Annotated in this window: 28 protein-coding genes; 10 read left to right on the top strand and 18 right to left on the bottom strand. The window is 60.4% G+C overall.

Features of this window, described 5'->3' with window-relative positions:
* Nucleotides 1-4 precede the first annotated feature (4 nt).
* From HX866_RS26575 to HX866_RS26540, 8 genes are all read right to left on the bottom strand, one after another.
* Entirely contained in the window at nucleotides 5-1,549 is a 1,545-nt protein-coding gene (locus tag HX866_RS26575) for an amidase family protein (protein ID WP_177140705.1), read from the bottom strand.
* 157 nt (nucleotides 1,550-1,706) lie between these two features.
* The gene (locus HX866_RS26570; protein WP_256345011.1) at nucleotides 1,707-2,591 is read right to left on the bottom strand and encodes a glycine betaine ABC transporter substrate-binding protein; all 885 of its coding nucleotides are present in this window, start codon (nucleotides 2,589-2,591) and stop codon (nucleotides 1,707-1,709) included.
* A 54-nt stretch (nucleotides 2,592-2,645) separates the two neighbouring features.
* Nucleotides 2,646-3,314 (bottom strand): ABC transporter permease, encoded by a 669-nt coding sequence (locus tag HX866_RS26565; RefSeq protein ID WP_177097286.1) that lies wholly within the window; start codon nucleotides 3,312-3,314, stop codon nucleotides 2,646-2,648.
* Nucleotides 3,315-3,316: 2 nt separating this feature from the next.
* The gene (locus HX866_RS26560) at nucleotides 3,317-4,315 is read right to left on the bottom strand and encodes an ABC transporter ATP-binding protein (protein WP_177140704.1); all 999 of its coding nucleotides are present in this window, start codon (nucleotides 4,313-4,315) and stop codon (nucleotides 3,317-3,319) included.
* Nucleotides 4,312-5,001 carry an ABC transporter permease gene (locus HX866_RS26555; protein ID WP_177097291.1) on the bottom strand — a complete coding sequence of 230 codons (690 nt, stop codon included), beginning with the start codon at nucleotides 4,999-5,001 and terminating at the stop codon, nucleotides 4,312-4,314. Before HX866_RS26555 ends, HX866_RS26560 begins: the two co-directional genes overlap by 4 nt.
* 342 nt (nucleotides 5,002-5,343) lie before the next feature.
* Complete coding sequence (locus HX866_RS26550; protein WP_177140703.1) at nucleotides 5,344-6,339, bottom strand: GlxA family transcriptional regulator; 996 nt, start codon at nucleotides 6,337-6,339, stop codon at nucleotides 5,344-5,346.
* Between the two features lie 140 nt (nucleotides 6,340-6,479).
* On the bottom strand, nucleotides 6,480-7,454 hold the full coding sequence (locus HX866_RS26545; protein WP_177104440.1) for an alpha/beta hydrolase: 975 nt from the start codon (nucleotides 7,452-7,454) through the stop codon (nucleotides 6,480-6,482).
* A gap of 35 nt (nucleotides 7,455-7,489) precedes the next feature.
* Nucleotides 7,490-8,425, bottom strand: a complete 936-nt coding sequence (locus tag HX866_RS26540; RefSeq protein ID WP_256345010.1) for an amidohydrolase family protein — start codon at nucleotides 8,423-8,425, stop codon at nucleotides 7,490-7,492.
* A gap of 434 nt (nucleotides 8,426-8,859) precedes the next feature.
* Here HX866_RS26540 and HX866_RS26535 point away from each other — a divergent pair, with 434 nt between their 5' ends.
* Entirely contained in the window at nucleotides 8,860-9,405 is a 546-nt protein-coding gene (locus tag HX866_RS26535) for a DUF4946 domain-containing protein (RefSeq protein WP_177097297.1), read from the top strand.
* 7 nt (nucleotides 9,406-9,412) lie between these two features.
* On the opposite strand, the gene HX866_RS26530 is transcribed toward HX866_RS26535, so the two are convergent.
* From HX866_RS26530 to galU, 6 genes are all read right to left on the bottom strand, one after another.
* The gene (locus HX866_RS26530; protein ID WP_177104436.1) at nucleotides 9,413-9,871 is read right to left on the bottom strand and encodes a DUF2214 family protein; all 459 of its coding nucleotides are present in this window, start codon (nucleotides 9,869-9,871) and stop codon (nucleotides 9,413-9,415) included.
* Between the two features lie 102 nt (nucleotides 9,872-9,973).
* Complete coding sequence (locus tag HX866_RS26525) at nucleotides 9,974-10,933, bottom strand: quinone oxidoreductase family protein (RefSeq protein WP_177097300.1); 960 nt, start codon at nucleotides 10,931-10,933, stop codon at nucleotides 9,974-9,976.
* 37 nt (nucleotides 10,934-10,970) lie between these two features.
* Entirely contained in the window at nucleotides 10,971-11,144 is a 174-nt protein-coding gene (locus tag HX866_RS26520; RefSeq protein ID WP_084615061.1) for a DUF1427 family protein, read from the bottom strand.
* A 252-nt stretch (nucleotides 11,145-11,396) separates the two neighbouring features.
* Complete coding sequence (locus tag HX866_RS26515; protein WP_177123823.1) at nucleotides 11,397-12,164, bottom strand: AraC family transcriptional regulator; 768 nt, start codon at nucleotides 12,162-12,164, stop codon at nucleotides 11,397-11,399.
* A 3-nt stretch (nucleotides 12,165-12,167) separates the two neighbouring features.
* Entirely contained in the window at nucleotides 12,168-13,526 is a 1,359-nt protein-coding gene (gene gorA, locus HX866_RS26510; protein ID WP_177104430.1) for a glutathione-disulfide reductase, read from the bottom strand.
* Between the two features lie 142 nt (nucleotides 13,527-13,668).
* Nucleotides 13,669-14,508 (bottom strand): UTP--glucose-1-phosphate uridylyltransferase GalU, encoded by an 840-nt coding sequence (gene galU, locus HX866_RS26505; protein WP_177097306.1) that lies wholly within the window; start codon nucleotides 14,506-14,508, stop codon nucleotides 13,669-13,671.
* Nucleotides 14,509-14,785: 277 nt separating this feature from the next.
* On the opposite strand from galU, the gene HX866_RS26500 reads away from it, so the two are divergent.
* The gene (locus HX866_RS26500; protein ID WP_177097308.1) at nucleotides 14,786-14,974 is read left to right on the top strand and encodes a hypothetical protein; all 189 of its coding nucleotides are present in this window, start codon (nucleotides 14,786-14,788) and stop codon (nucleotides 14,972-14,974) included.
* Nucleotides 14,975-14,981: 7 nt separating this feature from the next.
* A complete protein-coding gene (locus tag HX866_RS26495; RefSeq protein WP_177097310.1) occupies nucleotides 14,982-15,263 on the top strand; it encodes a hypothetical protein in 282 nt (93 codons plus the stop codon).
* Nucleotides 15,264-15,286: 23 nt separating this feature from the next.
* Here the strand turns inward: HX866_RS26495 and HX866_RS26490 are convergent, their stop codons facing one another.
* A complete protein-coding gene (locus HX866_RS26490; RefSeq protein WP_177097312.1) occupies nucleotides 15,287-15,643 on the bottom strand; it encodes a hypothetical protein in 357 nt (118 codons plus the stop codon).
* A gap of 209 nt (nucleotides 15,644-15,852) precedes the next feature.
* Between HX866_RS26490 and HX866_RS26485 the strand changes: the two genes are divergently transcribed.
* Genes HX866_RS26485 through alkB form a run of 3 tightly spaced genes read left to right on the top strand, consistent with a single transcriptional unit; the run spans nucleotide 15,853 to nucleotide 17,054 of the window.
* The gene (locus tag HX866_RS26485) at nucleotides 15,853-16,158 is read left to right on the top strand and encodes a DUF1883 domain-containing protein (protein ID WP_100943791.1); all 306 of its coding nucleotides are present in this window, start codon (nucleotides 15,853-15,855) and stop codon (nucleotides 16,156-16,158) included.
* A 39-nt stretch (nucleotides 16,159-16,197) separates the two neighbouring features.
* Entirely contained in the window at nucleotides 16,198-16,374 is a 177-nt protein-coding gene (locus HX866_RS26480) for a hypothetical protein (RefSeq protein ID WP_164886180.1), read from the top strand.
* A gap of 23 nt (nucleotides 16,375-16,397) precedes the next feature.
* The gene (gene alkB / locus HX866_RS26475; RefSeq protein ID WP_177104428.1) at nucleotides 16,398-17,054 is read left to right on the top strand and encodes a DNA oxidative demethylase AlkB; all 657 of its coding nucleotides are present in this window, start codon (nucleotides 16,398-16,400) and stop codon (nucleotides 17,052-17,054) included.
* A gap of 11 nt (nucleotides 17,055-17,065) precedes the next feature.
* Here alkB and acuI read toward each other — a convergent pair whose 3' ends face one another.
* The 3 genes from acuI to HX866_RS26460 are packed head-to-tail and all read right to left on the bottom strand — an operon-like array spanning nucleotide 17,066 to nucleotide 19,249.
* The gene (acuI, locus tag HX866_RS26470) at nucleotides 17,066-18,049 is read right to left on the bottom strand and encodes an acrylyl-CoA reductase (NADPH) (protein ID WP_177140702.1); all 984 of its coding nucleotides are present in this window, start codon (nucleotides 18,047-18,049) and stop codon (nucleotides 17,066-17,068) included.
* A gap of 47 nt (nucleotides 18,050-18,096) precedes the next feature.
* Complete coding sequence (gene acuR, locus HX866_RS26465; RefSeq protein ID WP_177140701.1) at nucleotides 18,097-18,732, bottom strand: acrylate utilization transcriptional regulator AcuR; 636 nt, start codon at nucleotides 18,730-18,732, stop codon at nucleotides 18,097-18,099.
* A 58-nt stretch (nucleotides 18,733-18,790) separates the two neighbouring features.
* Nucleotides 18,791-19,249: a GyrI-like domain-containing protein gene (locus HX866_RS26460; RefSeq protein ID WP_177097320.1), complete on the bottom strand. Its 459-nt coding sequence runs from the start codon at nucleotides 19,247-19,249 to the stop codon at nucleotides 18,791-18,793.
* Nucleotides 19,250-19,439: 190 nt separating this feature from the next.
* Between HX866_RS26460 and HX866_RS26455 the strand changes: the two genes are divergently transcribed.
* The 4 genes from HX866_RS26455 to modC all read left to right on the top strand — a co-directional run bounded on the left by HX866_RS26455 (nucleotide 19,440) and on the right by modC (nucleotide 23,280).
* The gene (locus HX866_RS26455) at nucleotides 19,440-20,504 is read left to right on the top strand and encodes an NAD(P)H-dependent flavin oxidoreductase (RefSeq protein ID WP_177140700.1); all 1,065 of its coding nucleotides are present in this window, start codon (nucleotides 19,440-19,442) and stop codon (nucleotides 20,502-20,504) included.
* Between the two features lie 235 nt (nucleotides 20,505-20,739).
* A complete protein-coding gene (gene modA, locus HX866_RS26450; RefSeq protein ID WP_177097324.1) occupies nucleotides 20,740-21,507 on the top strand; it encodes a molybdate ABC transporter substrate-binding protein in 768 nt (255 codons plus the stop codon).
* Complete coding sequence (gene modB / locus HX866_RS26445; protein ID WP_177140699.1) at nucleotides 21,508-22,188, top strand: molybdate ABC transporter permease subunit; 681 nt, start codon at nucleotides 21,508-21,510, stop codon at nucleotides 22,186-22,188.
* A gap of 3 nt (nucleotides 22,189-22,191) precedes the next feature.
* The gene (gene modC, locus HX866_RS26440; protein ID WP_177140698.1) at nucleotides 22,192-23,280 is read left to right on the top strand and encodes a molybdenum ABC transporter ATP-binding protein; all 1,089 of its coding nucleotides are present in this window, start codon (nucleotides 22,192-22,194) and stop codon (nucleotides 23,278-23,280) included.
* The last annotated feature ends 5 nt before the right edge of the window (nucleotides 23,281-23,285 follow it).

Raw genomic sequence — 23,285 nt, 5'->3', positions numbered from 1 at the left:
GCGATTACCGGCCCAGGAACGCGTAGCCAAAGCTGACAATCTTGGCGTCTTCGCCGAAGCCCCCCAGGAACGAAACGCCGACCGGCAGGTTGCCCTTGATGGTGCCCGCCGGAACCGTGACCTCGGGAAAACCTGTGGCAGAAGCGATGTACGACGACGCGTAGGTATCGCCGGAGGTGCAGACATAACTGTCATCGGTCACGCCATGCACCACCGAAGCCGGGCAGTTGATGGTCGTGAAGAACAGGCTGTCGACTTTGTTCTTCTTCATGATGTCCATCAGTTGCGTGCGCAACTGCGGGATTTTCCTCGAGAGGATGGAAATATACAGCGGCGAATCGGTGCTACCGGCATTCGCTACCGCTTCCAGTCCGGCCAACCGTGCCGGGTTCATGCCATGCGGTCCGTTTTCAGCCTGATTTTTCTTGGCCAGGTCGAGAAACTGCGCCAGCGTTCGCGGCTGGCTGGGGTTGAGGGTGGCGAGGTAGCGTTCGAATTGTGGTTTGAACTCGCTCTCCCCTACTGGGCCGAGCACATCGCTCCAGAGTGTTTCAAATGCTTTGGGCAACTCGATGGAAACGACATGCGCACCGCGTTTGCCGAGGGTCTCCTGCGCCGACTTGAACACCGCGTCAACCTCCGGGTTGGCGCCTTTGAAGTTGCTGATCACGCCAATGGTTTTACCTTGCAGGGAAGAACGGCTCAGCGCTGGCTCAAACTGTATTTTGTCTGCGGCCAGATCCAGGGTCGCCGGGTCGCTTTTGTCCTGGCCCTTGATCGCATCCAGCACGATGGCCTGATCCAGCACGCTGTTGGTAATGACACCCGCGGTATCGAACGCCAGTGAGAGCGGGATAATTCCGCTACGACTGATCAGCCCCAGGGACGGTCGAAAACCCACCGTGCCGGTGACGCTGGCCGGTGCGCGGATCGAGCCGCTGGTGTCCGACCCCAACGCAAAGGGCGCAAACGCCGCCGCCACCGCAGCAGCAGAACCGCTGCTGGAGCCGGAAGCGTCACGCTTGGTATTTTTCGGATTCAATGTCTGGCCGCCAAACGAGCTATAGCCAAACCAGCCAAAGGACGCAGCCAGTTCCGACAGGTTGGCTTTGCCGAGCAGAATCGCCTGCCCGTCGATCAACTTCCTGATGGTGAAAGCATCCTGGCTCGGTACGGACGAACGCAGCACATAGGAGCCCCCGGAGGTGACCATGTCGGCGGTGTCAAAGTTGTCCTTCACCACGAATGGAATACCGGCCAGCGCCGCGTACCGGGCATTGGGGTTTTTCGCCCGTTGCGCATCCCACTTGCGGGCCTGATCGATTGCTTGTTCATTGATAGCCACCAGCGCATTGATGTTTTGGCCCTGGTGATTGTTCGCCTGAATATTATCCAGATAGTGCTGGACCAGTTGCTCGGAACTGAGGGTGCCGTTATTCAACGCATGACGCATGTCGGCGAGGGTCATGTGATCGATACCGTTATCCGCCTGAGCACTGGCCGCCAGTAGCAAAAACGAACACGCCACGATTTTTTTATTCAACTGCATGGGTAATTCTCCTAATGAGTCCAGGCGAACGGAATGAGCTCATGTCCCAGGCATTTGGGATGAGCGTTAACACTAAGCGGGATAAAAAGAGGCCAGCGATATTCAGCCGGCCCGGACAATCATGATCAAACCGGGGGTCTTCAACGCCACCGCGAACTCACTGGAGCAACTGGTTCTTTATCAGAAACTCCCTGGACACGCTCTCGATAGATTCACGGCCAACATCGACTCGAGAATTGAGGCCTGCGATAGTGTTGTCGTCCAGTTTGGAAGAAAGCGCATTGAGCAATTCACCGATCTTCGGATTCGCTTTCAACACTTCAGTCCGAATCACTGGGGTTAGCGCGTAGCTGGGGAAAAAGCCTTTATCGTCTTTCAGCACCACAAAGCCGAAGGCCGGAATCCGTCCATCCGTCGACAGGACCAGGGCCAGATCAACCTGACCGTCTCTGAGCGCCTGATAGGTCAGACCGCCGTCCATACGAACGATGTTCTTGCGCTCAAATTCAAACTTGTACGCCTCTTGAAGAGGGCGCAGGCCATCGGGCCGCGAGAAAAACTCGGCGTTGGAGGCGAACTTATAGGACTTGCCGGCTTCGATCTTCTTCGAAAGATCGCTGATGGAGACGACGCCATCCTTCTCGGCCTCGTCCTTGCGCATGGCAAAGGCGTAGGTGTTATTGGCCTTGGACGGGGTCAACCAGGTGATGCCCTTCTGCGCGTCAAGCTCGCTGATTTTTTTGTACGTTTGCTCCGCGTCGAGTTTTTCCAGGATCTTGTTGTACGTAATCAGCGAAGTGCCGGTGTACTCCCAATACACATCGACCTGACCGTTCTCTTGTGCAGCGCGCAATACAGAAGAACCCAGGTCCGGACGTTTATCGACACTGTAGCCATTGGCGCTCAACAGCTGAGAAGTCATCTCGGCAACCAGTTGCTGCTCGGTAAACTTCTTGCCGCCGACCACAATCGCGCTATTGGCAGAAGCGCTGCCCACAACCCCTGAAACAAGACCCAGGGTAAAGATCAGACTGGCTAGCATTCGATAAATCATCATGCACCTCATATTATTGATTTTTGTCTATGGTCTTCAGATTCACTCGCGCCCGGCCAACCTCAAGCCCCGTGACACTGCAATGTTTTGAATCAAGCCGCAGCCCAGATCGACTGCGATCGCCAGCAGCGCGGTCGCTGTGGCACCGGCCAGCATCATGCCGAAGTCGTTCAGATCGATTCCGGTAAAGATCAACTCGCCCAGCCCGCCACCACCGACCAGGAAGGCCAGCGGCGCAGTACCGACGTTGATCGCCAACGCGGTACGGATGCCCGCGAAAATCACGTTCAGCGCATTGGGGATTTCGACTTTCCACAACGTTTCGCGGGGCGTCATGCCCATGGCTTCAGCCGCTTCGACCAGGTGCGGCGGCACCGCGCGCAAACCTTCATAGGTGTTGACCGCCACGGGTAACAGCGTCGCGACAAACAATCCGATGATGGCCGCGCCACTGCCGACGCCGATGAAGCTCATGGCCAACGCCAGCAACGCGAGCTTGGGGATCGCCTGCCCTACGTTCAGGACCTGCATGCTGGCCATGGCGTAACGCTGGTTCGCCGGCCTGCTCATCCAGACGCCCAACGGCAACGCGATGACCAGGGCCAGCACCCCGCTGACCGCCACGATCTGCAGATGCTGGAGTGTCAGGTAACTGATGTCCCCCCAGTAAAACTGCAGCCCTTCCCACAATCTGATCAGTAAGCCAGTCATGGTCAGTGCACCACCGGAGTAATGTTTTCAACAAGTCGCGCCAGGATGTCAGCCTGATGGACATAGCCGATAAAGCGTCCGTTGTTGTCGTTGCAGACGGCCCAGTCCTGACCGCGTCCCAACAGTTGCGAAAGAACCTGACGCAGATCATCCCCAGACTGGACGATCAGGTGCGTATGCGACGTAACACCGCTGTTGCCGCCAACGATCTGAATATGCTCCCGTGGCAGGACGTTACTGGCGACGTCAGCCGCGCGCAGCAGACGCAAGCGTTTCATGATCCGGTCAGCGCCCATGAAGTTCGCCACGAACTCGCTGTTGGGCCGAGCCAGCAAATCATCCGGGCTGCCCAATTGCTGGATTTTTCCGTTGTGGAACAGCGCAACGCAGTCCGCCATTTTCACCGCTTCATCGATGTCGTGACTGACAAACAGCACGGTCTTGTTGACGAGCCGCTGGATGCGCATGAATTCGTCCTGAATCACTTCGCGATTGATCGGGTCGATCGCGCCAAACGGCTCGTCCATCAGCATCACGGGCGGGTCCGCTGCCAACGCACGGGCCACGCCTACGCGCTGCTGTTGACCACCCGACAGTTCGCATGGGTAGCGCTTGAGGAATTTTGACGGGTCCAACGCCACCACTTCCAACAACTCCGCAGCGCGCTTGCGGCTCTTGGTCTTATCCCATCCCAGCAGATTGGGGACGACGCAGATGTTTTCCTCAACGGTCATGTTCGGGAACAAGCCGACTTGCTGGATCACATAGCCGATGGAGCGCTTGAGGGTTACGCTGTCCAGCTCGGACGTGTCCCGACCACCGATTCGGATCGTGCCCGAGGTCGGCGTGATCAGTCGGTTGATCATTTTCAGTGTCGTGGTTTTACCGCAACCCGATGGCCCAAGCAGTACGCAGATCTGCCCCTCTTCAACGTTGAATGAGACATCTTCCACGGCAGTGATTGAGCCGAATTTCTTGTTTAAATTTTCGATCTGGATCACGTCGTCGCTTCCTTCATTCGGCCAGTGGCCACTTTGTTCTTGTTCAAGCCTTTTGGCGTCAGGACACGCTGCAAGCCGTACAGCGCGTAATCGGCCGCAATGGCAATCACACTGATGACGATCGCGCCGGCCAGCAGCTGCCGGGTATCCGATTGCGCGATGCCGCGAATGATGAGACTGCCCAGGCCACCCGCGCCGATGTAGGCCGCGATCGCCGCGATACCGATGTTGATCACAGTCGCCATCCTGACGCCCGCCATAATCAACGGCACTGCAATCGGCAACTCAACCTTGCGCAGCCGTTGCCAGGTCGACATCCCCATGCCTATCGCCGCTTCGCGCAACGCCGGGTCGATGTTGGAAATCGCGGTGGTGGTATTTCGAATGATGGGCAACTGGGAGTAGAGAAACAGCGCAATGACCGCTGGCACGACGCCGATCCCATAGCCAATCAGCGACAGCGCCGGAATCATCAGCCCGAACAGCGCAGCCGAGGGAATGGTCATCAGGACAGCGGCGAAGGCCAGGACCCAACGGCGCGTTCTGGGGTGCTGGGATATCGCAATCCCGACCGGCACGCCGGTCAGAATCGCCAATCCCACCGCTACCGCCACGATGAGCAGGTGCTGCCCGAGTAGCCGACTGATCAGCCCGCCGTTTTCCAGAATGAAACTCAAGGTTTCCATGTGTTATGCCTTCTGTACGTCATTGTTGTTATTGTCGGCAGCACATCTGGAATTGAACGCCGGCCATGTAGGAAACATTACAGCGCTACCGCTGCCCCCCTGAGCTTTGGGTCCGACGATTTCTATCAAAAAATCGACGTCGTGCGACATGCCAGCGTGCAACGCAAGGTGAAGGGTCGATTGAAGAAAGAAGTCTGCAGGATCGCTAAATGACCCAGGTGTGCCAGGGCGTACCGCCTGTCGGACCAGTCATTAGCTTGCTATGCGGTTTTACCGGGAGGATCGACTCAGAGGTTTTTCAGGGGATCAGCGTTCATCGCCCCACACACTGAGTGAGTGCACTCAGGAATGTGCATCATCAAATTTCCGCCGTTCTTCGCCGGGCGTGCCTCCCCACATCCGACGGTAGGCAGCGCCCAAATGTGACGCTGAGACGAATCCGCAGCTGTAGGCAATGGACGCGATGGGCTGAGTGCTTTCACGCAGCAACCGGCGTGCTTCGTTCAGCCTGAGTTCCAGATAAAATTTCTTCGGTGTCATGCCGAAGTGCTGATGCCACAACCGCTCTAGTTGACGATGGGACAGATTGCAGCGGTCGGCGATTTCTTCGATGCCGACGAGACTCTCCAGATTGTTCTCCATGACGGCGATGGCTGCCGTCAGCCTGCGATCGTGAATCCCGAACCGCCACTGAATCGACATCCGCTGATGCTCTTCCGGCGCCCTTATCCTGGCGTGCAAGAATTGCTCGGCGATGCTCGAGGCCAGCTGGTTGCCGAAATCAAGCGCAATCTGCGCCAACATGAGATCAATGGCCGCCGTCCCCCCAGCACAGGTCCAGCGGTTGCCATGGTTGACGTATAGCTCCTTGGAGACCTCGATCGTGGGGAACTCCTCCGAAAACTGACCGATGGACTCCCAGTGCAAGGTGCAGCGCTTACCTTCCAGTAATCCGGCGCGTGCAAGGATGAACGTACCGGTGCTCAGCGCGCCAACGGTTATCCCGCGGGACGCCGCACGCTGTAAGAAACGCAGCATTTTCGGTGGTTTTTGATGTTCGATGTCCAGGCTCGCCAAGACAAAAATGCGGTCCAACTCCGGCGCCTGATCAACCGGCACGGTCTGGATTTCGATACCGCTGCTGGAGCTGACCGCTCCACCCGACTCCGTCAGCAGGGTCCACTCATAGAGCGTTTTGCCGGACAACCGGTTGGCCGCCCGCAAAGGCTCGCTGGCACCGGCCAGGGCCATCATGGAGAACTGAGAGAGGATCAGCAGCCCGATGCGCTTGGTTGTCTCGCTCTTCACATTCGTCGCTGATTCACTGGGGTCGGTCATCGCCAAATCCTTGTCAGGGTGGTTCAGCCGTTCAAAAGAACAGCTTAGGCCAGCCCGAGGCAGTGGTTTTGGACTCGCGATGTCAAGGCCTGGCTGCGAGACCTCAGTGTACGAGGCCTCACAGGATAATGCCTGACGGATCAGCCGCGTGCGCGGATGGCCTCATCAATGCTCTGGATCATCGACTTGAACACCGGGTTGTCGACCTGATTCTGCTGGCCATGCTGCATGTGCGAAATGATCAGCGCGCTCGGGCCTGCATCACCCGGATAGTTCTGGTGCAGACGCACAGACTCTGACGGCATGTGCAACGTGTTGTCGACACCGTGGACAATCAGCGCAGGTGGGAAGCCTTTTGCCCCTTCGATGAACTGCTCGGGGTCGTACGCCACATAGGATTTATAGGACTTCGCCGTCACGTGGGTGCAGCCCGGCCAACGGTCCGCGCCACCCGCTTCGGTGTAGCCGCCCAATTGCTGATCAACGTAAGCCTGGGTTTCAGGATCCAGTGGGTAGTAGCCGAGGCGGGTCGCATCGGTTCCTGTATCGAACGGAGGGATCGGCGCGTCATCCGCGAGCTTCTGAATGGCGGCGTCAGCCGCATCCTTGTCTGCACGCAACGCTTGCAGCTTGCGGATGTTGGTGTAGCTCATCGGCACCCAGAAGCGGATCTGTTCACCGCCTGCAGCAGCCAGTTCGGCCACCGCGCCGAGGCTTGCCACCGAGCCCATCGCCCACGACGCAACCACCGGCATCTCACCAAAGTTCACGCGCGCCCACTCAACGGCACCGAGCACTTCATCTTTCTGGTCTTCGAGGATGACGTTGGTGATGACCTTGTCGCCCGACTCAAGCGTATTGCGGATGTGCTTGTTAGAGAAAAATCCCGCTACATCGTAGGTCATGACGCGATAACCAAGGGCTGCCAGGGCGCGACCGAACAGCTGGCCGTACATCGTCACCCCACCGGTGAAGCCAGAGTTGAAAATGATCGGTGGCAGTTTTTGCAACGCAGCGTCTGGTTGTTCCGGCTGAAATACCGTGCCTTTGAGGCTCAGGGTTTCATCGTTGTATTTAACGGTGAAGTTGATTTCTTTTGTCGTAATGTTCGTCATTGCTAGAGTTCTCGAGGTTGGAACGTGGGCACAGATCAACTTACCAATTGGCCAAATGCTCCTCGGAGAAGTTGGTCAACCGGAATTCGGGTTTCTTTAGATACCTGTTCTGCAACGGCATCAACAAAGTTAAAAACCTTGTTCAAATCAAACAAATCGGAATACGCCACACCCTGGTTGTCAGTACCGACATGAGGTGCATCAGTGGCGTCCAGAAGAATCTTGTCCGCGCCGACCGCACCTACAATCTGCGTGACGAAACGAGCGGCTTCCCCGGGATGAACAGAGGTGCGATAACCAGGGCCTTTGAACCACACGTTGCCTCGCTCTCTGGCTTCAGCGAGGAGTGCGAGGTAAGCCGGTTCGGTAATGTCACGTTCGCCGTGACAGGTGCCCAGATGATCGATGATGACCCGCACATTGCGAGGAATCTGGCGCAATACGCGTAAATTCGTCTCGGCCTCCTGCGCATAAATGTGCAGATGCTGGTGCGGGAGCAAGCGCTCATAAAACGCCGACCATGGCCCATCACTGAACCTGGTATCAGAAACCGTTTCAGGCCTGGCATCATGCAGGACGATTCGAGCGCCAATCACCTGCGGGCAGGAAAGACGCTCCCGGGTGGCATAAGAAGGCTCCGCCTTGATGGTGCCCACCAGTTTGAAGTCCCCATAGCGCAGCGGATCTGTTGCCTGAAGGTTCTTGAGTTCCGCAAAGGACGCAAACACGTTTTCTGAATCGGGCAAGATACTCAGATGGACATTATTGATGAGCGTCGGCGCAACTCCGGCATCGATCAATCTATCCAGATAAGCCGTCAACGGATGCGGCTCAGGTAACTTATAAGGCAGTGAACCGGCCACTCGACGAAGATCTTCCGACGTATAGAAATGGACGTGACTGTCTATTCTTTTGGTTAACGGTTGCATGATTATTGTTTCCTGCTTTTGTGCGAAAACAATAATCGTCATCAGCGCTTCGCCGCTCCCGCCAATTCGACGTGTAGTATCAAAAAATCGCCATCTACGACTTTATGAGCAAGAAGGATTCAGGGCGCAGCGCTACGATTTGGATCGCCGAATGGGCTTCTAGACAGCGCTGCTGCGTTGCCTGCTGGATGTTGGCCCCGCCGCGTGAGTGTTTCGGCCAGTCGACTGGTTTGCGGAACGCCTGGGTAATGGCGAAATTTTGTTGTTGTGATAACGCAGGACACTGAGCGAGTTTGCCGGGTTGTCAGGTGCAGCATGATTCTCCGAGGCTGACCACCTGGTTCATGACAAGCGGTGGCAATGGCGTCAGTTTCAGGCATAAATTTGGCAGGCGACGTGCCAGTTAATGCCGAAACGCTACGAGTATTGATACACTGTAACAATTCATTCCAGCCTCTCCAGTTCAGTGCCTGCCCATGATCTCCGTGCAATCTCGTGCCTGCTTCACCGCCCTTCTCCTCCTGCTGGTCGGCCCATCGGCCCTGGCTGACGACCTGATGATCACCTGGCCCGGTGACTGGGAGGTACAGACCTTGCCGCCGGCCCAGAATGCCGCCGGTGAAGTGATCAGCGGCCTGCGCCAGCGTGCGGTGAAGAACGATGCCAACGGTGACCCGCTGATGGTCATGGAGTTGACCGAGTCGGCGCTCAATCCCGGCCACGAAGTCAACCTCCCCGGCGTGTTGCTGGAGATGCGCAAAGCGGTGCAGAAGAACTTCGTCGAGCGCGGTTTCATGAGTGTCTGCAACCGGATTCACGACAGCACCCTGGGCAGCATGGCGGCCGTGGAAACCACCTGCACCATCACCCAGAACGGCGGCCACGTGATGACCCAGACCCTGGTGGCTGCGGCTCGCGACGGCAAGGCCTATTCCCTGCTCTATGCCGGTTCCGCAGACGGTTATAAGAGCGTGGAGCCGGTGGTCAACGGCATCCGGGCGAGTTTGCGCCTGCAGCCCTGATAGTGCCCTACCCGGCCAGGAATCCCCGGGCCATGCCGCTGGCGGCAATCACCATCAGCATGATCAACAGCGCTTCGATATGGCTGATCCGGGCAAACAGTCGGGCACGGCCGATATCGATGGTCGAGCCCTTCTTCTGGGCGATACGCCACTTGATCAAGCTGATCATCGGCGACAGTTCCAGCAGCAGGATAATCACGAACAGGGTCAGCTTGAGGTGGAACAGCGGCTGGTGCAGGTAGTAGTCCGTGCCTTTCTCGAAACCAGCGAAAGCACGCAGGCCACCGGTGATCAGCAGGACACCGGCACTGATGCCCCAGAGGTTGTCCCAGACGAACACCTGCCGCAGCTCGGCCGGGCTGGTGCCGCTGAGGCGACGCAGGGCCCCGCCGCGTCCGAGTACCGCCGCCAGGGCGATACCGAACGCCAGAAGATGGAGTGCTGCCAGGGTCCAGTGCGCGAACATTGAGTCGTCTCCTTGAGTGAGCAAGACAGTTGTAGCTCAAATCAGCGATGTGTGGTGAGCGAGCAATCCCGCTCACCACAGGTCCAGGACCTGGGGGTTGGCTCAGGGCAGCAGGATCACCTTGTCACTACCGCCCTGGTTGACCTCGGCATAACGTGCCAGGCCCTCGGACAGCGGCGACTCCAGCAACCCTGTCGGCAGTTCCAGCAAGCCTTCATCGAAGAAACGGCCGAACTGATCGAGCATCCGCGCGCAGGCCTCGGTGCCGTAGAGCAACGAGTTGATACCGACCACCGAACCACCCTTGCGATACAGGGCCAGGGCCGGCAGTTGCACATGGCCGTCCACCGGCGCGGCGATGATGGCGATCCGACCGAATGGCGCCAGGGCCGTTACTGCCGCCGGCAACCAGAAGCCGGTGGTGTCGAAGATCACGTCGGCACCGCCAGGAAATACGCCGTTGACCGCCGCCGCCAGGTCTTCCGGCTTGTCCAGTTGAATGGCATCGAAGCCCTTGTCCTGAAGCGCCTTGACCTGCTCGACACGACGTACCGCACCCAGCACCCGCGCCCCACGGATCTTCGCCAGGGCCAAGGCGGCGCTCCCCACGGCGCCGTTGGCACCGATCACCAGCAAGCGCGTGTCGGCATTCACCAGGCTGCGCTCCAGGGCATCCCAGGCGGTGGTGAACGGTACGCCGAGACTGGCGGCCTGGGCAAAGCTCAAGTGCGTCGGTTTGATCGCCACGCCGCTGGCGGACAAGGTCAGGTATTGCGCATGGGAACCGTCGCCGCTAAAACCCAGCTCCTTGCCGGTGCCCCAGACTTCCTGGCCGAGCAGCGATTGCGGGCCTTCGATGACGACGCCAGCGAAGTCCCGGCCGGGAATCCGTGGCAAGGTGGTGTAGGAGAAACGCCCCAGCACGTTTTTCACGTCGCTGGGGTTCAGGCCGGCCGCCTTGATCTGCACCAGGACTTCTCCGGCAGCAGGCACAGGGGTGGGAACGTCGACCAGTTGCAGGGCCGAGAGATCACCGGTTTTCGCAAATTGCAGGGCTTTCATAAAGTACGCATCCAGTCAGGGAAAGAAACAGCAGGATTCAGGACAGCCAGCCGGCGACCAATTGCTTGCCCAGGGGCCAGGCTTTTTCGCCCAGTTGCATGCCCAACAGGCCGACCAGGGCCACGGCGGGCGGCGCCGGGGAGCGGAAGTCGAGCCCGCCGTAAAGCAGGCCGACGGCGATACCGATGGCGAGAGAGATAAGGTAGCTCATGGCGAACTCCGGGCTCGGTGAAGGAATGCCCAGAGTCTATGACCGGTAAAGCGGGGGCGTCGGCCAAAGGCTTCTGAATTTCGGCCAAACCAGCGGCTATCGGCTGCTCACACACGGACCTGGGCCTGGCGGTATTTTACGGTGAGGCACGGGCCCGTGGGAGCCGGCTTGCTGGCGATGACGTCAGTAAAAACGCCGCCAGGTTCAAGGGCCTCATCGCTGGCAAGCCAGCTCCTACAGGGAGGAGCTCGGTCAGCTCGCCGGATAGTGGGACGGGGCAACCCCCAAGGCACGCCGGAACATGTCACTGAAGCTGCTCGGCGAGTAGCCCAGCTCCCGGGCAATCCGGCTCACCGGCACACCCTGGATCAGTTCCGCCACCGCCGTTGCCAGCTGCACCTGGCGCCGCCATTCGGCGAAGCCCATGCCCAACTCGTTCTGGAACAGCCGCGCCAGGGTCCGCACGCTGGCCCCTGCCGATTGCGCGTGCTCTTCGAAAGAGATGTCCAACGATGGCGCGCCCATGACCGCCTGGCACAGGTTCATCAGCCGGCGATCACTGTCCGACGGCATCGGCACTTTCAGAAACGCTCGCCGCGCCTGCTTGAGCTCCAGCAACGCCAGGTTGACCAAGGCGTCGTAATACTCGCCCTGGGGATCTTCGGCCAACGCCACCAGATGCACGATCAACTCACGCAGCAAGCCGCCGACCTCGATCACCTGGACCGTGCTTTCCAGGGTTTCAGCCAAGGCTGGACGCAGGTAGATATTGCGCATCTGCAGGTCCGACACCACCCGGATCCCATGGGGCACGCCAGGCGGCAGCCACACCGCGCGCTGCGGCGGGACCGCCAGGGCTTCGTGGGGCGTCTCGACCCACATCACCCCCGACATCGCATAAAGCACCTGGCCCCAGACATGGGCATGGGGCTCGATAAACAAGCCCCGCGGGTAGGTCCGGGCCAAAGGCTGGACCGGCCTGTCGGTGTCGCTCAGGTCCGGGGGTGCGGCCAGAGCCATGGATCAGCCAGCAACCGGCGTGCGCATGGTGACGAACTCTTCGGCCGCCGTCGGGTGCACGCCGATGGTTTCGTCGAAATGCTGCTTGGTGGCACCGGCTTTCAAGGCAATCGCCAAACCCTGGACGATTTCCCCGGCATCCGGCCCGACCATATGGCAACCCAGCACCTTGTCGGTCTTGGCGTCCACCACCAGCTTCATCAGGGTCCGCTCCTGGCACTCGGTCAGGGTCAGCTTCATCGGCCGGAAACGGCTTTCGAAGACCTGTACCTCGTGGCCCTGCTCCCGCGCCTGCTCTTCGCTCAGGCCGACGGTGCCGATATTCGGCAGGCTGAAGACCGCCGTCGGAATCATCGCGTAGTCCACCGGACGATACTGTTCAGGCTTGAACAGACGACGGGCCACCGCCATGCCTTCGGCCAGGGCCACCGGGGTCAGTTGCACACGGCCAATGACATCGCCCAGGGCGAGGATCGACGGCTCGCTGGTCTGGTATTGCTCGTCGACCTGGATAAAGCCGTTCTTGTCCAGCTTCACCCCGGTGTTTTCCAGGCCCAGGTTGTCCAGCATCGGACGTCGACCGGTGGCGTAGAAGATGCAATCGGCTTCCAACTCGCGACCGTCCTTGAGGGTGGCCTTGAGGCTGCCATCGGCCTGTTTTTCGATGCGCTCGATATCGGCGTTGAAGTTCAGGGCCAGGCCGCGCTTGGTCAGCTCTTCCTGCAGGTGACGGCGCACCGCACCGTCGAAACCGCGCAGGAACAGGTCGCCGCGATACAGCAGTTGGGTATCGGCGCCCAGGCCGTGGAAGATCCCGGCGAACTCGACGGCAATGTAGCCACCACCGACCACCAGGATGCGCTTGGGCAGTTCCTTGAGGAAGAAGGCCTCATTGGAACTGATGGCGTGTTCTTTACCAGGGATATCCGGAATCTGCGGCCAGCCGCCGGTGGCGATCAGGATGTGCTTGGCGCTGTAGCGTTGACCATTGACTTCGACCTGGTGTGGGTCCACCAGCTTGCCGTGGCCTTCAAGCAGCGTCACGCCACTGTTGACCAGCAAGTTGCGGTAGATGCCATTGAGGCGGTGAATTTCCTTGTCCTTGTTGGCGATCAGGGTCGCCCAGTCAAAGTTCGCCTCACCCAACGACCAGCCAAAACCCTGGGCCTGCTCGAAGTCCTCGGCGAAATGCGCGCCGTACACCAGCAGTTTTTTCGGCACGCAGCCGACGTTGACGCAGGTCCCGCCCAGGTAGCGGCTTTCGACCACCGCCACCTTGGCACCAAAGCCCGCAGCAAACCGTGCAGCACGCACACCGCCGGAACCGGCGCCAATTACAAACAGGTCAAAATCGTAGGCCATTTCAATCTCCTCGGCAGGCGCACAGCATAACCGCTGTAGCCTTCTGGGTCAGTGCCTGGATACATGAGGGCGCACAAACGAAAAAGCCACCCCGGAGGATGGCTTTCTTTCTACGAAGCGTTTTCTACAACAGCAGGCTGACTCAGTAAGCCTTGCCAGTCTTGTAGAAGTGCTCAAAGCAGAAGTTGGTCGCTTCGATGTAGCCTTCGGCGCCACCGCAATCGAAACGCTGACCTTTGAACTTGTAGGCAATCACGCAACCGTCCTGGGCCTGTTTCATCAGGGCGTCGGTGATCTGGATCTCGCCGCCCTTGCCTGGCTCGGTCTGCTCGATCAGGGCGAAGATGTCCGGGGTCAGGATGTAACGACCGATGATCGCCAGGTTCGACGGGGCATCTTCCGGCTTCGGCTTCTCGACCATGTTGCGCACGCGGTACAGGTCGTCGCCGATCAGGTCGCCTGCGATCACGCCGTACTTGTTGGTTTCCTGGGGATCGACTTCCTGGATCGCGACGATGGTGCAGCGATACTGTTTGTACAGCTTGACCATCTGGGTCAGGACGCCGTCGCCTTCGAGGTTGACGCACAGGTCGTCCGCCAGTACCACGGCGAAGGGTTCGTCACCGATCAATGGACGGCCGGTCAGGATCGCGTGACCCAGGCCTTTCATTTCGGTCTGACGGGTGTAGGAGAACGAGCACTCGTCCAGCAGCTTGCGGATACCGACCAGGTATTTTTCCTTGTCGGTGCCCTTGATCTGGTTTTCCAACTCGTAGCTGATGTCGAAGTGGTCTTCCAGCGCGCGCTTGCCGCGACCGGTCACGATCGAAATCTCGGTCAGGCCGGCATCCAGCGCTTCCTCGACGCCGTACTGGATCAGTGGCTTGTTCACCACCGGCAGCATTTCCTTGGGCATGGCTTTAGTCGCTGGGAGGAAGCGAGTACCGTAACCGGCTGCTGGGAACAAGCATTTCTTGATCATATAAGTCCTTGAAAGGGCGGTGTGTACAAGTTTCGGCGCAGTCTAATCAGGCGGCGGCCACCTTACAATGCCCGGCTGATAGCGAACTGACGTCAATCTAGAGAAATATGACGACAGATAGTTCCGGGATTGTGTCAAATATTGCTACACCCGGCACTCGGCGACCGGAGCCATCGTCGGTCTTTACGCATCGGCCATCAACTCTAGCCGCTATTGACGGCTTATGCCTTGATCTGAGCTATCATCAGCGACTTTCCTCAGACCATGAGACAGATCGATGTCGGCAGCAAAGAACGTGAACGGTTACCTGATCAATCAAGCAAAAGACGGCCAATGGTGGCTGACCGGTGCCGACGGCGAGCCGGTTGCCGGTCCGTTCCCGAGCGAAGCCCTGGCCATTGAAGTGGCCTCGGTGTTCGAAGATACCCCCGCCCCCGCCGCAAAGCGGCGTGGCAACAAGGACTGAAGCCGGCATGAACAAGTTCCTGGCATTGACCGCTCTACTGGCCCTTGGCGGCTGCGCCACCGCGTCCAAAACATATCTGGACAACGGCCAGCAGGGCCTGGCCATCGACTGTTCCGGCGAAGCCATGTCCTGGGCCAAGTGCTACGAGAAGGCCGATGCCTCCTGTGCCGGCACCGGCTACACCATCGTCGGCACCGACGGCACCCCCTCGCCCAAGGAAAGCGACAAGACCCTGGGCGTCGACGTGGGTAACTTCAAAAGCCGTACAGTGATCGTCAAATGCAAGTAAGCGCTGGCACTGCCAGGGCCGGTTCAGCCTGAAATACAGTGTTCCGCAGCATTGAGTACAGCCTTGGAGCGCAACGGGAAGTTCGACATGCTCTCGAAGACCTTGATGCTGCTGCCGCTGGAGCGCTCTTCGATAATCAGCACCGCCGACGGGCTGGTAGAGAAGCGGTCACGCACAACCACCTTGACCCCGTCCTTGTGATACGGCTCGATCAACGAAGGCCCGCGGTCCTTGGTCAGCCGCGTATCGAAGCACTGGGCATAAGCCATGGGCCTCTTGCCCGAGATCACGCTCATCGTCGGCGGTGACTGCTCGATGTCCGATACGCTCGCACACCCGCCCATGGCCAGAGCAACCAACACCCACACACCCCACTTCATAAGCAAATCTCCAATAAAGACGGTAGGACAGCATCCGGGCGATTTTTCTCCCGAGTCCAAGGATTTAATCCAACTTTTATGGCGACAAGCCTACACAATCCGTCAGACTGGGAACCCTGACGGTCGAATAAATCCGCTACCGCGCTAAAAACACCCCGTGCCACATGCTATCTTTTTGATTTTGTAGAAAAAGCCTTCTGGAGACGCCCTTGAAATTCATCCACCAGCGCGAGCACCTCAACGAAGACGACATCGTCGTGATCGAATGCTCCCAGACGTGCAACATCCGCCTGATGAACGACGCCAACTTTCGCAGCTTCAAGAATGGCGGTCGTCACACCTACCACGGCGGCGCCTTTGATACCTTTCCGGCGAAAATCACCATCCCGAGCACCGGTTTCTGGAACATCACCATTGATACCGTGGTGACCAAGCGCGCCATCAGCGTCACCCGCAAGCCCAACCTGACGCACTCGATTCGCATCATTCGTCGCTCCAGCTCGAAACTGCGCTGAATCGCGAACGCTGTCCATCTCCTCGTTACTGGAATCGCCGTGAACACCACACCCACTACCAAGTACGTCATCAAATACAAGCTCAACGGTGAGCGTCGCTTCGAATTCGCCCAACTGGAAAACGGCAGCGACGAACAAGCCCTGGCCGCGCTGAAAGCCATTCATGGCGACAGTGACGATGTGATCAGCGACGTGAAAGCCAGCAAGGCGCTGTAAGACCACGCCGCCCAACGCCTGCCATGACCCTCGACCTGTTTGCCGAAGCCGACCTGCAGCAACCCGAACGCCTCGAATCCATCGGCGCGCAATCCTGCGTGCTGCGCGGTTTCGCCCTGCCCTGGGTCGAGCGCCTGCTGCCGGCCCTGGCCGAGGTGCTGCTACAGGCACCGTTTCGACAAATGGTCACCCCGGGCGGTTTCACCATGTCCGCCAGCCTCAGCAGTTGTGGCGCACTGGGCTGGACCACCGACCGTGACGGCTACCGTTACACCCGCATCGACCCGCAGAGCGGCCGGCCCTGGCCAGCAATGCCCGAGGTGTTCCGGCAACTGGCGCAGGAGGCCGCCCAGGCGGCGGGCTTTGCCACATTCGTCCCCGATGCCTGCCTGATCAATCGCTACCTGCCAGGGGCGAAAATGTCCCTGCACCAGGACCGCAACGAACGCGATTTCGACGCGCCCGTGGTCTCGGTCTCACTGGGCCTGCCAGCGATCTTTCTGTTTGGCGGCCACCAGCGCAGCGAAAAGACCCAGCGCATCCCGCTGTTTCACGGCGATATCGTGGTGTGGGGCGGCGTCGACCGACTGCGCTTTCATGGCGTGCTACCCATCAAGGAAGGCCATCACCCGCAACTGGGTGCCGAACGCCTCAACTTCACCTTGCGCACGGCAGGATAGCCGCCTGCACCTCAGCGGTTGACGTCCACCACCACCCGACCGCGCACCTGCCCGGCAAGCAATCGCGGCGCAATCTCCAGCGCTTCGCTCAAGCTGACTTCCTGGCTGATCAGCGCCAACAGCTCAAGGTCGAGATCCTTTGCCAGGCGATCCCAGGCGACAATCCGCTGCGACCTGGGTTGGGTCACGCTGTTGATCCCGGCCAAGGTCACCCCACGCAGAATGAACGGCGCCACCGAAGCCGGAAAATCCATGCCCTGGGCCAGGCCGCAAGCGGCTACCGTGCCATTGGCCTGAATACCGGCGCAGACATTGGCCAGGGTATGACTGCCCACGGAATCGATGGCGGCCGCCCAGCGCTCTTTTGCCAGGGGCTTGCCCGGCTGTGACAGGCTCTCGCGATCGATGATCTCGGCGGCGCCCAGTTGTTGCAGGTAAGCATGCTCGGCGGTACGTCCCGTGGACGCCACCACCCGATAGCCCAACCGCGCCAGCAACGCCACGGCAAAACTGCCGACGCCGCCGTTGGCTCCAGTCACCAGCACATCGCCCTGATCGGGTGTCAGGCCGTTGCGTTCCAGGGCCAGGATACTGAGCATGGCGGTAAAACCCGCGGTGCCGATGGCCATGCTCTGCGCCGCCGTGAAGCCCTTCGGTAGCGGGATCAACCAGTCACCGTTGAGCCGGGCTTTCTGCGCCAGGCCGCCCCAATGCCCCTCGCCGACGCCCCAGCCATTGAGCAATACCGCGTCGCCGAGCTGATAATCGGCATGGCTGCTCTGCTCCACTGTCCCCACCAGATCGATGCCCGGCACCATCGGAAAGCGCCGGACCACCGGACTGGAACCGGTGATCGCCAAGCCGTCCTTGAAGTTCAGGGTGCTGTAGGCCACCCGCACCGTCACATCGCCTTCCGGCAACTGCGCCTCGCTGAGGGTTGCCAGGTTGGCCCGGTAACCGTCTTCGTCCTTTTCAATCAAGATGCCGTTGAACATGCTTGCCTCCAATTTAGACCGACCGTCTAGAAATAGACCCAAAAAAATCAACGTGCCAGACCGCGCACAAACCCCTGCATGAAGATTTCCAGCGGCGCATCGCTGCGCACCAGGCGGGCGCGCAACACCGCGCCCTCCCAACCTATCCAGAAAAAACTCGCCAACGCCTCGCAATCCGCCTGCGCCGACAACTCGCCCGCGTCTTTCGCCGCTTGCAAACAGCGGGACAGGCGCAGCTCCCAGCTACGAAACACCGCCTCCAACTGCCCGCGGTAACTGTCCGGCAACAGCGTCACTTCCTGTCCGAGGTTGCCCACCAGGCAGCCGCGTCGAAACTCATGCCGCGCCATGCCGGCCTTGGCCTCATCGACAAAACCGCGCAAGCGTTGCAACGGAGACAAGGACGCGTCCAGCAGCCAGCGGTCGAGCTTGCGGGCAAAATACCCGGCGTAATGCTCCAGTACAGCCTGGCCAAACGCTTCCTTGCTGTCGAAGTAGTGATAGAACGAGCCCTTGGGCACCCCTACCCGCTTGAGCACCGTATCGATACCCGTGGCCATGAAGCCTTGCTCGGTGAGGATCTCGGTGCCGCAACGAATCAGCATCTCGCGGGTTTGCAGGTTCTCCCGGGGGATCTTCGGCGGACGGCCAGGCTTGCGCGGTGCAGGGGTTATCGAAGTCATGGACACAATATAGACCGATCGCCTACAAAATACATACGACCAAAGACGTAACGGTGCCTCACTCAACGACACCGATATACACCGCCACGCTGTCAGGCCCGGTATAGGCTTCGAAATCCGTGGCGAAACGACGCTGCCCGGGATGCGCTTCGAAGTAGGACCAGATCCGCCCCCAGGTTTCAATCACGGTTTGCGGCATGGCGCCACGTCCCTCGAAAACCAGGTAGGGACCGGCCTGCACCTGCAGCGTTTCATAGCCGGGCGCCGGCGCGCTGACCGCCACGGCTGCCGTCACATCGAAATAACCGCTGGCATCGGACTCGTAGTTGGAATAAACGCCGTATACCAGCGAGTCCGGCTGCCGGGTACTGATGCGCTGCGCCAGCCCCTCTGCGTAAAAGCCGCCCCACAGACCGCCGATCCTGGCCGTCCGGGCTTGCTGTTCATCCTGATTGCGGGTGCGGACTTGCGGCCCGGACACCTGGAAAGTCGCTACTTCTACGCGTTTCACATCCATCTGAATCGTGCTCCTGGGAGGGTGTTTTGAAGTACGGCAACTTTAGGTGGATTCCACGGCGCCGTCACCGGGGGTCACTCTTTTTAAGCATTCAAATCAATAAGGCGACTGGCCTTGCGGACAGTATTCCTGATACAAACCTGTCCTGTTCTCGTCGTTATCCTTTTATCTGCCCCGGAGAAAAGTCGTCATGAGCACCTGGCCTGACACCCGTATTCTTGACCTGTTCGGCATCGAACTCCCGATCATCCAAGGGCCGCTGGCCGGGGCGACCACATCCGCCATGATGATCGGCGTCGCCAAGGCCGGCGGCCTCGCGTCACTGCCCTGCGCGATGCTGACCCCGGAGCAGATCCGCCAGGAAGTGCAGGTGTTTCGCAGTGCGACCCAGGCGCCCTTGAACATCAACTTCTTCTGCCATCAACCGCCAGCCCCGGACCCGGAGCGGGAGAAACGCTGGAAGGAGCGCCTGGCGCCCTACTACCGTGAACTGGGCGTGGATTTCAATGCCCCGACACCGGTCTCCAGCCGTGCGCCTTTCGATGAAACCAGCTGCCAACTGGTGGAAGAACTGCGCCCGGAGATCGTCAGTTTCCACTTCGGCCTGCCGCCCGAGGCCCTGCTCAACCGGGTGAAAGCCACCGGGGCAAGCATCGTCGGTTGCGCCACCACCGTGGATGAAGCGCGCTGGCTGGAAGAGCGTGGCTGCCACGTCATTATCGCCATGGGCAACGAAGCCGGCGGCCATCGCGGTATTTTCCTCAGCAACGACCTCAACACCCAGGTCGGGACCATCGCCCTGGTGCCGCAGATCGCCGATGCGGTGGATGTTCCGGTGATTGCCGCCGGCGGTATCGGCGACGGCCGCGGCATCGCGGCGGCCTTTATGCTCGGGGCCTCGGCGGTACAACTGGGGACGGCCTACCTGTTCACGCCGGAAGCCAAGGTCTCGGCCTCCCATCACCAGGCGCTGCGCACGGCGAAGGAAAGCGAGACGGCCCTGACCAACCTGTTCACCGGCCGGCCGGCGCGGGGCATCATGAACCGGGCGATGCGCGAACTGGGGCCGATCAGCGACATGGCGCCGGCGTTTCCCCTGGCCGGCGGTGCACTGCTGCCGCTACGGGCCAAGGGCGAGGCGGACTTCAGCAACCTCTGGTCGGGCCAGGCATTGCGCCTGGGCGTGGAGTTGCCGGCCGAGGCCTTGACCCGGCAGTTGGCGGAACAGGCCCAGGCGATCCTGGCCCGACATTGATCCCCTCTGTAGGAGCCGGCTTGCTGGCGATGGCGGCGGATCGGACGATGCAGGGCTCATGGGCCTCATCGCCAGCAAGCTGGCTCCTACAAAGGCACCCGCAGCAGGCTCACTCGCCACGGGAATAAAATCGCTATATATTCGGGTATATAGCGATTCACCCCTCTCAGCGCCGCACTCTTCTTATAACAAGCGGCGCATTTGCCTGTCCCCAACCTTTGAACGGAGCCGCTTCATGACCATTCGTGCCTCACGCTTTGCCCCGACTTGCCTGGCCGCGCTGCTCAGCGTGTTTGCTTTCAGTACGGCCCAGGCCGCTGAAGTCCAGGTGGCGGTCGCGGCCAACTTCACCGCACCGATCCAGGCCATTGCCGCCGATTTCGAAAAAGACACCGGCCACAAGTTGATCGCGGCCTACGGCGCCACCGGCCAGTTCTACACCCAGATCAAGAACGGCGCCCCGTTCGAAGTGTTCCTCGCCGCCGACGACAGCACCCCGGCCAAGCTGGAAAAAGAAGGCGACATCGTTGCCGGCTCGCGCTTCACCTACGCCACCGGCACCCTGGCCCTGTGGTCGGCCAAGGACGGTTACATCGACGCCAAAGGCCAGGTGCTCAAGGACAACCAGTACCAGCATCTGTCCATCGCCGACCCGAAAGCCGCGCCTTACGGCCTGGCCGCCACCCAGGTCCTGGCCAAGCTCGGCCTGACCGACAAGGTCAAGGACAAGCTGGTCACCGGCCAGAACATTACCCAGGCCTACCAGTTCGTCTCCACCGGCAATGCCGAGCTGGGTTTTGTCGCACTGTCGCAGATCTACAAGGACGGCAAGGTCACCAGCGGTTCGGCGTGGATTGTCCCGGCCGACATGCATGACGCCATCAAGCAGGACGCGGTGATCCTGGCCAAGGGCAAGGACAACGCCGCCGCCAAGGCGCTGGTCGAGTACCTGAAGGGCCCGAAAGCCGCCGCCATCATCAAGTCCTACGGCTACCAGCTCTAAATGCCGCTCACGAGTGCTGATTTCGCCGCGATCTGGCTGACCCTGAAACTGGCGTCCCTGGTCACGCTGATCCTGTTGCTGATCGGCACTCCGATTGCGCTCTGGCTGGCCCGCACCTCCTCCTGGTTGCGCGGGCCGGTCGGTGCGGTGGTGGCACTGCCGCTGGTACTGCCGCCGACGGTGATCGGTTTCTACCTGCTGATCGCCTTCGGTCCCCACGGCTTTATCGGTCAGTTCACCCAGTCCATCGGGCTGGGCACCCTCACGTTCAGCTTCACCGGGCTGGTGATCGGCTCGGTGATCTACTCGATGCCGTTTGTGGTGCAACCGCTGCAAAATGCCTTCAGTGCCATCGGCACGCGCCCACTGGAGGTGGCGGCGACCCTGCGCGCCAACCCCTGGGACACTTTCTTCAGCGTGGTCCTGCCCCTGGCACGACCAGGCTTTATCACCGCCGCGATCCTCGGCTTTGCCCACACCGTCGGCGAATTCGGCGTGGTGCTGATGATCGGCGGCAACATCCCGGAAAAGACCCGGGTGGTCTCGGTGCAGATCTACGACCACGTCGAGGCCATGGAATACCTCCAGGCCCACTGGCTGGCTGGCGCCATGCTGGTGTTCTCCTTCATCGTGTTGCTGGCGCTGTACTCGAGCCGCAAGACCAAAATGGGCTGGAGTTGAGCCATGGACGCCTCGATACAGGTTCGCCTGCGCCTGAGTTACCCGGACTTTGCCCTGGACCTCGACCTGCAACTGCCCGGCCGTGGCGTCACCGCCCTGTACGGACACTCGGGCTCGGGCAAGACCACCTGCCTGCGCTGCATCGCCGGCCTGGAAAAAGCCCCCGAGGCGTTTATCCGGATCAACGACCAGGTCTGGCAGGACAGCACGCGCAAGCTGTTCGTCCCGCCACATAAACGCGCCCTGGGTTATGTGTTCCAGGAAGCCAGCCTGTTCGCCCACCTGTCAGTGCGCGCCAACCTGGAGTTCGGCCTACGCCGCATTCCCCGTGAACAACGCCGGGTCGACATGGCCCACGCCACCGGCTTGCTCGGCATCGGGCATTTGCTCGACCGCCACCCGCAGCACCTGTCCGGCGGCGAACGCCAACGCATCGGCATTGCCCGGGCCCTGCTCACCAGCCCGCAACTGCTGCTGATGGACGAACCCCTGGCGGCGCTCGACAGCCAGCGCAAGAGCGAGATCCTGCCCTACCTCGAACGCCTGCATGATGAGCTGGATATCCCGGTGCTCTACGTCAGTCACTCCCAGGACGAGGTGGCACGCCTGGCCGACCATATCGTCCTGCTCAGCGCCGGCCGGGCCCTGGCCAGCGGTCCCATCGGCGAAACCCTGGCACGCCTCGACCTGCCCATGGCCCTGGGCGATGACGCCGGCGTGGTGATCGAGGGCGTGGTCAGTGCCTACGACGCCGAATATCAACTGCTGACCCTGCAATTGCCCGACAGCCTGCTGAGCGTACGCGTGGCCCATGCGCCGCTGGCGACGGGCAAGCGCCTGCGCTTCAAGATCCAGGCCCGGGACGTCAGTCTCAGCCGCCAGCCGGGCGAGCACAGCAGCATCCTCAATCGGTTGCCGGTGACCGTCACCGGGGAAATCCCCGCCGACAACAGCGCCCATGTGCTGGTCCGGCTGGAGGCTGCGGGCACGCCGTTGCTGGCGCGGATCACCCGTTACTCACGGGACCAGCTCCAGTTGGCGCCGGGGCAGACCCTCTGGGCGCAGATCAAGGCGGTGGCGGTGCTGGCCTGACGGCA

It is taken from the genome of Pseudomonas gingeri (genome assembly GCF_013386165.1).
In the GTDB taxonomy this organism is placed as follows: domain Bacteria; phylum Pseudomonadota; class Gammaproteobacteria; order Pseudomonadales; family Pseudomonadaceae; genus Aquipseudomonas; species Aquipseudomonas gingeri_C.
This window is presented reverse-complemented; position numbering and strand designations above follow the sequence as displayed.

What these genes read in the sequence shown, in the direction of transcription:
- HX866_RS26490 (WP_177097312.1), bottom strand. Translation starts at nt 15,643, where the DNA reads ATGAAGTGGGGTGTGTGGGTGTTGGTTGCTCTGGCCATGGGCGGGTGT.
- HX866_RS26535 (WP_177097297.1), top strand. Translation starts at nt 8,860, where the DNA reads ATGATCTCCGTGCAATCTCGTGCCTGCTTCACCGCCCTTCTCCTCCTG.
- HX866_RS26515 (WP_177123823.1), bottom strand. Translation starts at nt 12,164, where the DNA reads ATGGCTCTGGCCGCACCCCCGGACCTGAGCGACACCGACAGGCCGGTC.
- HX866_RS26555 (WP_177097291.1), bottom strand. Translation starts at nt 5,001, where the DNA reads ATGGAAACCTTGAGTTTCATTCTGGAAAACGGCGGGCTGATCAGTCGG.
- HX866_RS26500 (WP_177097308.1), top strand. Translation starts at nt 14,786, where the DNA reads ATGTCGGCAGCAAAGAACGTGAACGGTTACCTGATCAATCAAGCAAAA.
- modC (WP_177140698.1), top strand. Translation starts at nt 22,192, where the DNA reads ATGGACGCCTCGATACAGGTTCGCCTGCGCCTGAGTTACCCGGACTTT.
- HX866_RS26455 (WP_177140700.1), top strand. Translation starts at nt 19,440, where the DNA reads ATGAGCACCTGGCCTGACACCCGTATTCTTGACCTGTTCGGCATCGAA.
- modA (WP_177097324.1), top strand. Translation starts at nt 20,740, where the DNA reads ATGACCATTCGTGCCTCACGCTTTGCCCCGACTTGCCTGGCCGCGCTG.
- acuI (WP_177140702.1), bottom strand. Translation starts at nt 18,049, where the DNA reads ATGTTCAACGGCATCTTGATTGAAAAGGACGAAGACGGTTACCGGGCC.
- HX866_RS26545 (WP_177104440.1), bottom strand. Translation starts at nt 7,454, where the DNA reads ATGACGAACATTACGACAAAAGAAATCAACTTCACCGTTAAATACAAC.
- HX866_RS26570 (WP_256345011.1), bottom strand. Translation starts at nt 2,591, where the DNA reads ATGCTAGCCAGTCTGATCTTTACCCTGGGTCTTGTTTCAGGGGTTGTG.
- HX866_RS26520 (WP_084615061.1), bottom strand. Translation starts at nt 11,144, where the DNA reads ATGAGCTACCTTATCTCTCTCGCCATCGGTATCGCCGTCGGCCTGCTT.
- HX866_RS26540 (WP_256345010.1), bottom strand. Translation starts at nt 8,425, where the DNA reads ATGACGATTATTGTTTTCGCACAAAAGCAGGAAACAATAATCATGCAA.
- HX866_RS26565 (WP_177097286.1), bottom strand. Translation starts at nt 3,314, where the DNA reads ATGACTGGCTTACTGATCAGATTGTGGGAAGGGCTGCAGTTTTACTGG.
- gorA (WP_177104430.1), bottom strand. Translation starts at nt 13,526, where the DNA reads ATGGCCTACGATTTTGACCTGTTTGTAATTGGCGCCGGTTCCGGCGGT.
- HX866_RS26575 (WP_177140705.1), bottom strand. Translation starts at nt 1,549, where the DNA reads ATGCAGTTGAATAAAAAAATCGTGGCGTGTTCGTTTTTGCTACTGGCG.
- modB (WP_177140699.1), top strand. Translation starts at nt 21,508, where the DNA reads ATGCCGCTCACGAGTGCTGATTTCGCCGCGATCTGGCTGACCCTGAAA.
- alkB (WP_177104428.1), top strand. Translation starts at nt 16,398, where the DNA reads ATGACCCTCGACCTGTTTGCCGAAGCCGACCTGCAGCAACCCGAACGC.
- HX866_RS26495 (WP_177097310.1), top strand. Translation starts at nt 14,982, where the DNA reads ATGAACAAGTTCCTGGCATTGACCGCTCTACTGGCCCTTGGCGGCTGC.
- acuR (WP_177140701.1), bottom strand. Translation starts at nt 18,732, where the DNA reads ATGACTTCGATAACCCCTGCACCGCGCAAGCCTGGCCGTCCGCCGAAG.
- galU (WP_177097306.1), bottom strand. Translation starts at nt 14,508, where the DNA reads ATGATCAAGAAATGCTTGTTCCCAGCAGCCGGTTACGGTACTCGCTTC.
- HX866_RS26530 (WP_177104436.1), bottom strand. Translation starts at nt 9,871, where the DNA reads ATGTTCGCGCACTGGACCCTGGCAGCACTCCATCTTCTGGCGTTCGGT.
- HX866_RS26525 (WP_177097300.1), bottom strand. Translation starts at nt 10,933, where the DNA reads ATGAAAGCCCTGCAATTTGCGAAAACCGGTGATCTCTCGGCCCTGCAA.
- HX866_RS26460 (WP_177097320.1), bottom strand. Translation starts at nt 19,249, where the DNA reads ATGGATGTGAAACGCGTAGAAGTAGCGACTTTCCAGGTGTCCGGGCCG.
- HX866_RS26550 (WP_177140703.1), bottom strand. Translation starts at nt 6,339, where the DNA reads ATGACCGACCCCAGTGAATCAGCGACGAATGTGAAGAGCGAGACAACC.